This window comes from Dorea sp. AF36-15AT (assembly GCF_003477705.1).
Classification (GTDB): domain Bacteria; phylum Bacillota; class Clostridia; order Lachnospirales; family Lachnospiraceae; genus Claveliimonas; species Claveliimonas ammoniilytica.
The window spans coordinates 1-2,168 of sequence record NZ_QUDV01000019.1; the positions used below are offsets into that span (position 1 = coordinate 1).

3 protein-coding genes are annotated in these 2,168 nt (G+C 36.5%); all 3 read right to left on the bottom strand.

Annotation, left to right across the window (positions count from 1 at the left end; genetic code table 11):
* Positions 1-278: 278 nt before the first annotated feature.
* From DWZ93_RS14545 to DWZ93_RS14555, 3 genes are read right to left on the bottom strand one after another with little or no spacing between them, the layout of a single operon-like run.
* Positions 279-1,043 carry a class I SAM-dependent methyltransferase gene (locus DWZ93_RS14545; RefSeq protein ID WP_023924069.1) on the bottom strand — a complete coding sequence of 255 codons (765 nt, stop codon included), beginning with the start codon at positions 1,041-1,043 and terminating at the stop codon, positions 279-281.
* A gap of 54 nt (positions 1,044-1,097) precedes the next feature.
* Positions 1,098-1,415: a TfoX/Sxy family protein gene (locus DWZ93_RS14550; protein ID WP_117677654.1), complete on the bottom strand. Its 318-nt coding sequence runs from the start codon at positions 1,413-1,415 to the stop codon at positions 1,098-1,100.
* Between the two features lie 53 nt (positions 1,416-1,468).
* Positions 1,469-2,071 (bottom strand): Type 1 glutamine amidotransferase-like domain-containing protein, encoded by a 603-nt coding sequence (locus tag DWZ93_RS14555; RefSeq protein ID WP_118453414.1) that lies wholly within the window; start codon positions 2,069-2,071, stop codon positions 1,469-1,471.
* Between the last annotated feature and the right edge of the window lie 97 nt (positions 2,072-2,168).

Here is a 2,168-nt window from a genome sequence, read left to right on the forward strand (position 1 = left end):
AAAGCTGCGCCACAGCCTTGGCAGACCATCGCGCAGCGATTTTGTTCAACTGGAAGTTGACTATCAACTGATAATCAAAAATATCATTCCTAAAATTGCAAATCCTTCACAGATCGCAATTATCTAAAATCTGTCGAGCTCTTCGTATAGAAAAACAGCAATTTCATTCTTTCGAAATTTTTAATTCTACGTCTCCGTTACTCAGCAATTCTACAACTGCTTTGTGAGTATAAATATTAAATTGTAAAACTGAAAGTTTTTTTCTTGATAAATGGGGATTAGTTTTCCTTTTTTCCAATCAGCAATAACCACCTATGGTCAAAGCATATTTGTCCCTCCTTGATATAGGGATTAAAACCTGTTTTATCTCCACCATTCAAATCGTATTCCATTTTATCAATAATATCTTTTTGAATATCCTCTGGTGTACTTGTCAAATCCATCCAACTTTGTAGATTTACAGGAACAAGTGTTGTTTCTTCAAGCTGAAGCTCAAAAGCATCCTCAAACAATGCTTCAAATTCTTCTCTGCTAAGTATTCTTGTATGTGAGTTATCACGCATCGTTTCAATAGCGTCATTAGTTTCACGCAATTCTTCTGTAGTCGCTACCATATCCCAAATAACAAGTTTTCCACCTTTTTTCAAAACTCGTTGCATCTCCCGAAAAGGCTTTTCAGGCTCAACAAAATGGTGCAATGAAAGTCTTGTAATCACAAGGTCAAATGTTTCATCTTCAAAAGGTAAGCATTCCGCATTCCCCGATACAAATGATATGTTCTGAATACCTTCTTGCTTTGCCAGTTTTTTTCCCTGCTCCAACATTGCTTCTGTCAAATCCAAACAAGTAATGTCCTTAACATAAGGAGCCACTGCTCTTCCACATATACAGGTTCCAGCAGCAACCTCCAATGCATGTTCATTGCCCTTTGCCTGAATACTACGAATCAAATAATCGGTATATTCTGCCTTAGACATATGATATGAAGCAAATTTCTCTGCTTGTGTACCAAATGATTTTTTCACTTCATTATAGTTATTCATAAACTTTTACCTCGCTGTAAACTTCAAAGTTTCTGTTCCTTACAAACTTCGATTTTATGACTTCTTCTTTTTTTGTGCAGGAAGTTCATCATACATAGCGACAAACAATCTTGTCAGGAAATCTTTGTTATCAACATTATTAACCAACAACATCTCTTTTGCTCCATCATAGGGCAACTCATAGATTGCATTAGGCATAAGTGAAACAGCAGATTTTACAGGTTTTACAAGCAACCTATCGTCATATATACCGCCAACAATTTTCTCACGATAATAGATGATATACTCGCCCATCATCGCACGGTATGAAATTCCCTCTAAATCGGATAACTGTTCCAATATAAAGGTTAAATATTCTTTACTTGAAGCCATATCTTTCTCCAATCTATTCTTATTTTTCTATTGGATAAACTGCAATTTTCAAATTAGTCTTTGCAAATAACCTTTGAACCTTCACCATCAATTACAATTCCCTGACGGTTGTTAATTGGGCATAGATTCAAATCCGAAAACTCAGTCATTATTTTCTCGGTAACTTTCTTAAATGGTGCTGTAAGATAATGCGGAAGAACATAGAAATCAAGCAAATCAAGCCCTGCATCATCTTCTTGTGAGTAGTCCTCTGGCTTTTCATCCATTTGCTCGATATATTGGATGCTTGGAGCGCATATAATTGCGCCTGCCGACTCGCCGATCATCAATTTTCCATTTGCCAATTCCTTTTTCAGTAGCCCATCAGCTCCCGTTTTACGGAGCTGGTCCATAAGAAAGAAAGAATTTCCGCCGGTAAAATATATCACATCTGCTTCTTCAAAAACAGACTGTATCGTTGAATAAGCCTCCGTTGAAATATCAATTTCAGTTACGATTGCTCCCAACTTTTTGAATAATTTTCGAGCCGAGCCGACATAACCGGTGTAGCCTTCACGCAGTGAAGCTGTTGGAATAAATGCGACTTTCTTATTTTCAATTTCTTCCTTTATCAGACTTCCCACACTTGAAAAGTGCGAACATAAAAATAGTTTCATCAATATTCTCCTTTATAAATTCAAATTTTCATGTGTTAGACAAACTGTTAAGGAAACAATCGGAGTTGGTGTAAACGAAAAAGCAGCCTTGAGTTCT